General features: G+C 48.8%; 5 protein-coding genes. 3 read left to right on the top strand and 2 right to left on the bottom strand.

Annotated elements, in window-relative coordinates:
- Positions 1-155 precede the first annotated feature (155 nt).
- Positions 156-788 carry a helix-turn-helix domain-containing protein gene (locus tag WBV27_RS06605; protein ID WP_424200506.1) on the bottom strand — a complete coding sequence of 211 codons (633 nt, stop codon included), beginning with the start codon at positions 786-788 and terminating at the stop codon, positions 156-158.
- 347 nt (positions 789-1,135) lie between these two features.
- Between WBV27_RS06605 and WBV27_RS06600 the strand changes: the two genes are divergently transcribed.
- From WBV27_RS06600 to WBV27_RS06590, 3 genes are all read left to right on the top strand, one after another.
- Positions 1,136-2,359 carry a family 16 glycosylhydrolase gene (locus WBV27_RS06600; protein WP_424200504.1) on the top strand — a complete coding sequence of 408 codons (1,224 nt, stop codon included), beginning with the start codon at positions 1,136-1,138 and terminating at the stop codon, positions 2,357-2,359.
- A 70-nt stretch (positions 2,360-2,429) separates the two neighbouring features.
- On the top strand, positions 2,430-3,224 hold the full coding sequence (locus WBV27_RS06595) for an alpha/beta fold hydrolase (protein WP_424200502.1): 795 nt from the start codon (positions 2,430-2,432) through the stop codon (positions 3,222-3,224).
- Between the two features lie 205 nt (positions 3,225-3,429).
- Positions 3,430-4,878, top strand: a complete 1,449-nt coding sequence (locus tag WBV27_RS06590; RefSeq protein WP_424200500.1) for a DUF1538 domain-containing protein — start codon at positions 3,430-3,432, stop codon at positions 4,876-4,878.
- Positions 4,879-5,238: 360 nt separating this feature from the next.
- On the opposite strand, the gene WBV27_RS06585 is transcribed toward WBV27_RS06590, so the two are convergent.
- The coding region (locus tag WBV27_RS06585) for a helix-turn-helix domain-containing protein (RefSeq protein WP_424200498.1) at positions 5,239-6,026 on the bottom strand (788 nt) is incomplete at its 5' end.

The raw sequence follows: 6,026 nt of genomic DNA, 5'->3' as shown, positions 1-6,026 counted from the left end.
ATCTCCGATTTCCAGATTGATGGGTTTATATAAAGCGGTTATCTCCAAAATTTCCAATATTCTGTCTGCCATACTTTGATCTATCAGTTGATACATAATTATCATCCTTCCAATTGTACTTCCCGATAAATAAAGATATACACTATATGATTATGTCAGTAATTTTTTATGTTTATCATTCTTCGTGGTACTCCAGCAGTAGGGACATTTCCAGCTTGTCCTGATTTATTGAAATTAATGAGGGCCTCATCACTTGATCGAACATTTCCTTTAAGCCTACTGAGAAGTAAATGATATCTGTTGGTTCTCACATCACCGTTAGGATTGACTTTCTCCATATAAAATTGTCCGCCCTCATCGATAATATAGACATTTTTAATGAGTTTTAACTCATATTCTTGTAGATCGTTAGCGTTGTTGGAATGTACAAACAGGTATATTTCATTAATAAATTTATTTTTTTCCACTGACTCAGTAAATGTTAGTTTAACTTTTGTCGTGATAATTAATTCTTTATTAAGCAATTGATCTTCGGAAATGTTTTCTGCAATAGCGTAGGCCTCGGCATCATCAGAAATGAACAAGTTGTCGTAATTTTGTTTTTCTTTCAGTTTATCAGCACTTATGCCCAGTAATGCGCATAATTTCAACAGATCGTCTGCTGACAATGTTCCCCTGTTAAGTTTGCCGCTGAATGTCTTATAATTTATGCCCATTTTTTGTGCTATCCATGCTAATGTTTTTCCGTCTTCTTTTGCGATTTCTTTAATAAATTCTCCAATCTTCATCATGATCATCTCCTCTTTTATGGGATTAGTATAATTCTATGGAATCGCATTGTCAAATTTATATCTTCTTTAAGGAGATTTTTTTATTTAAAATCTTCGTATGTGAGATTATAATTTGAATAAGTGCCTCTTAAATCTCTTTATTGAAGAAATTCGCGATGGGATAGATTGTGGCGGTGAAATGGAAGTAGTCCTAAAATTAGCGTGCTGAATCAGGCGGACTTATAATGGGGATGAAAGATACTCCAGCAAATGCATACCTACTAATTATCCCCAACAATCCATTCAATATCATCTCGCATATCGCTATCATCGTAATCAAATCCCACGAGAGAAGATGATTCACTTTGAAAAAAACAATGAAAGTCCTGATCGGCTGTATTGTCGCTGCGGCATTTTTTTTAGGTTTCCGCCAGGGAAATTTTTCATCTCTGACTGCTGTTTTGGAATCCCGTCTGAGTCGGTGGGTGACAATCGGGGATGAAGCATACACGATACCGGTCTACAACGGCGATTATCGGCTGATATTCGACGAAAATTTTGATGAAAGTCCGCTCGATTCGGCTATCTGGAACGACCAGTATCTGGCTTCCTGGACGCCGGACATGGAGGCCGCGCGTGCCGTCTACGAGGTGGCGGACGGCAATCTGAATCTCATCATCAATGAGGAAACGCAGCCGTGGAATCCCGAGTTCGACGGAACCGTCCGCACATCCAGCGTGATGACCGGCAACCGGACCGGGCTCCACGAATTCAAGGCTGGTCTGGAGGTACGCAACGACATCGAGCCGTTCATGGGCTTCATTTCGCAATACGGCGTTTTTGAAATCCGGGCAAAAATGATGAATAGCCTCGGCAACATGTGCGCTTGGTGGTTCGTCGGGATCCAGGACACACCGGAACAGGATGTGGAAGTGGATGTATTCGAGAATGCCCTCAATTTCGGCAATGTCGTCACGGCCTCACTTTACGCACACCGGGATCCGGCGGCGCGGGAACAACATTTCGTCCATGACGTGGGTGATACCGATCTGAGCGCGGACTTTCATATTTACACTTTCGAATGGACGCCGGAAGGCTTCGTCTTTTATTTCGACGATGAAGAAATCGGGACGTTCCAAGCCGAGGTCGTCTATCCGATGATCTCCATCCTCTCGGCCTATGAGGGGCGCGAGAATTGGTGGGTGGGTCCGTTCGACCCGACTGCGCCTTATCCGAAGGTGTTCCAGATTGATTACATGAAAGTCTGGAAAAAAGTGCCGGAAGACTTCGAACAAGTCGACAAACTGAAAATCGTCTCCCAGGATGAAGCGGCCTTCACAATGGATGCCGGCCAATATGCCATCGAACACGGCCAGCTTGTCGGATCCCCGTCCTACGTCACGCTCCGCTACAATGATGGAACGGATACGCAGCAATGGGTCAAATGGCAGGAACTGACGCCCGCCATCCTCAGCAAGCTAGACAAACCTGGCTCCTTCGAATTGGAAGGCGAGATCATCGGCTTGCCTGAAGCTATCGTGGGCAACCGGAAAGCGACCATCAAAATAGTTGTCACCCAGAATGAATGAACAGACTGAGACCGCACTTCAGCAACTTAACGCACGCGTAAAAAACAAGCTTAATGAAAGGATGTGCCCGATGAAACCTATTGCTAAGCTAGCCGAGCTGGCGAACGGTTTGCGCCTGAGCTACGCTGAAAAGGGCACAAATCACGGCACGCCGCTCATCCTGTTGCATGGCATCGCGGATTCTTGGCGCATCTTCGAGCCGCTGCTTGCGGAGCTTCCGGAGAGCGTCCACGTCTACGCCTTGAGTCAACGGGGACACGGTGATTCCGACCGGCCAGCGAGCGGTTACCGCACCCAGGATTTCGTGGAAGATCTGCTGCTTTTCATGGATGCGCTGCAAATTCCGAAAGCGATCGTCGTCGGAGCTTCAAGCGGCGGTTTCCCAGCCCGCAGCTTCGCAGCAATGCATCCTGAAAGGACGGCGGGGCTGATGCTGTTGGGGGTTCCGGCCACGTTGGTAGGGCGGCCAAATCCGTTTGCGCTGCTGAATGATCCAATCGATCCCAGATTCGTGAAAGGCTTTGCGGAGAGTAACCTCTCCCACCCGGCGTCTGCGGAAGCATTGGCCAGCATGGTAGCTGAAAACCTGAAGGTGCCCGTGCGCGTATGGCTGGAAACCGGAAACGGACTGTTTGAAGAAACCTTTCCCGGCGAGCTCGCCAAAATCCAAACGCCCACGCTCATCGTTTGGGGCGATCGGGATCCCATCCTAACGAATACGGACCAGCTTGCGCTTTCTGAAGCAATCAAAGGGTCCAAGCTGATCATGCATCCCGGATCGGGCCACATGCTCTATTGGGAAGAGCCCGCCTTGATTGCACAGGATATCGTTGCCTTCCTGGATCATCTATTAGTATCAGATTAAAAATGATATACCGTAAAAGCCAGCTGAATAGGCCTACATCACTGCAAACGCCCGCACTTCCCCCATCGACAGAAAAATAAGACACATGCCAATGAAACCCACTGAACCGACGACAAATTTTGTCCTTTCAGCAGGTTTCTTTTATCCAGATTCGATTCCAAAAGGTGGCTGTTTTTCATGGTTCCCGGGAAAAGGGGTGAATCCGATGAAGCTGCTGCTGTCAAAAGCTTTGGAAGTGCTGTATGCGGTCCTTCCCATCACGGTCATCGTCCTGTTGCTGCACGCCACCTTGACGCCGCTCGACGATATGCAGCTCATCCGTTTCCTGCTCGGCGCCTTGTTCATCGTTTTCGGCCTATCTATTTTCCTGTACGGGGCAAACTTGAGCGTCAGCCGCATCGGTAACGCCATGGGGGCGACGGTTTCCAAACCTGATGACCTCGCGTTTTTGACCGGTGCCGGATTGGCCCTTGGGTTTATCATCACCATCGCTGAACCCGATCTGCACATCTTGGTAGAACAGCTTGATTGGCTCACATCCGGAGTGCTGATCAAGTGGGGGATCGTTGTTGCCGGAACGTTCGGAACTGCCATTTTGCTTTCGCTGGGGCTGGTCCGGATTGCCCGCAATCTTTCGCTCTACAAAATGCTGGCTCTGCTGTACGCCGCCGTTTTCCTGCTGGCATTCGATTCCACCAACGCGACGACAGGTGTCATGGCGATCCCGTTCATTCTTGCAATCGCGTTGGGAAACTCGCAAGTGAAGAAGGAAAACGAAGATTCCAGCAAAGGTGGCTTCGGCTTGATCGGCGTCGTTTCGATTGGTCCCCTCATCTCGGTGATGGTCATGGACCTTTTTGGGAACATTGGTGCAGGCGCAATGGTCCAAACGACAGCGGGCAAACCGGAACAAGACGTCCTTGCACCCTTCATTGGACAACTGCCGATCACCGCGAAGGAAGTGATGGTCGTACTGCTCCCGATCTTTTTGATTTTCCTGCTGATCCAGTGGATTTCATTTGAGATGTCGAGACAGGATGAAAAGGGGATACTGTTCGGGCTGCTGCTGACATATGCGGGCTTATTCCTGTTCATGCTGGGGGCCAACGTCGGATTTATGGAGGTCGGGAAGGCTGTCGGATACGGCATCGCTTCGTTGGACGAAAAGGGCTACCTGATCGTCATCGGCTTCGCGTTGGGATTCGTGAATGTCCTGGCTGAACCCACCGTCCACCTCCTGTCGCACCAAATCGAGGAGCTCACTGATGGCTTTTTGAAAAGAAAGGTGGTGCTGGCGGTGCTTTCCGTAGTGATCGGCTTGGCGGTGGCGCTCGTGATGCTCGGGATCGTCTTTCCCGACATCCAGCTCTGGCACTATCTGCTGCCCGGCTATCTGCTCGCATTGACGCTGACCTATTTCGCCCCGACGCTCTTCGTAAGCATCGCCTTCGATTCCGGAGGGGTTGCGTCTGGACCAATGACCGCAACATTTATCCTGTCCTTCATCCAAGGAGCCGGCGAAGCAATGGGCAGGGAGAACCTCTTAGCCGAAAGCCTCGGCATGATTGCGCTGGCGGCAATAACCCCGCTCATCGCCGTGCAGGTGCTGGGGATCCTCTTCAAACGGAAAGTTGGTAAAGATGATAAGGAATAACCGTGTATGGATTGGGCCTGTCGGCTGAACGAAGAGCGGATGTTACCGAAGAGCCGACGGAAGAGTGATGTGTCGACTGAACGAAAAGCGGAGAATACCGAACAGCAGACGCCCACGCGATATGTCGACTAGACGAAGATCGAAGAATGCCGAACAGTCGACGCCCGCGCGTTGTGTTGACTAAACGAAGAATGAAGAACACCGAAAAGCCGACGACCGCACGGCATGTATGTCAGGCTGACGCCCATCGAAAGCACAAAACACCCCAGAACAACATATATGCTCTACAAATATACAAATAACCAGGCAGCCGCCTCTCCAATGATGGATGAGGCGGCTGCCTGGTTTGTTATGCATTCTCTATTTTTGTTTCCGGTATTGTTCCGGCGTCAAATCCGTGAATTTCTTGAAGACGCGATAAAAATATTTCTCGTTGTCATATCCGACCAGCCTCGAAATCGTCGCAGCGCGCCGGTCAGTCGTTTGCAGCAGGGTTTTGGCGGCATCAATCCGCAGGCCGTTCAGATAATCAACGTATTTCATTCCAGTCTTTTCCTTGAACAAGGTCGACAGATAGGAACTGTTGATGTAGAAAATATCCGACAGGAAATCCAACGTGATCGGGTCAGCATAGTGAATATCCAGATAGTCCTTGACGTTGACGATGATATCCTGAGAAGAATACAAGTGCTCATAGGACATCGACTTGGCGATATTCCCTAAAAAATCCAGGAAATAAGCGCTGATTTCCTTAAAAGTGAAGAGCCGCTCCATCACTTCCTGTTGAATTTCCGGATAGGTATAATTCGATTGCATGCGGTAGTAATCATCGAGGAACTGCTTCGATTTTTCGATCAAGGACAGACCGATGTCCTTCAGATCGAAAAGGGTCGCACCTTCAGCGAAATAGGCCGTTTCAAAATAACCGCGCAGTTTCTCTTTCAGCACGTTTTCCTTGCCAGTCTCCAAGTAATACATTAGTTCAGCAACATGCGCAAAGACATATTTTTCGTTTTTGACAGTACTGTCATAATAAAAAATGGCAGGTTGACTGTGACTGCTCCGGGAATTCAGAGCATCTATACAATTGTCATAATAGGAGCCGATTGCGGCAGCATCCATCACCGGGCTGCTTATGCCCAACAACA

Origin of the sequence: Trichococcus sp. (assembly GCF_049589555.1) — a bacterium.
GTDB lineage: Bacteria > Bacillota > Bacilli > Lactobacillales > Aerococcaceae > Trichococcus.
This window is presented reverse-complemented; position numbering and strand designations above follow the sequence as displayed.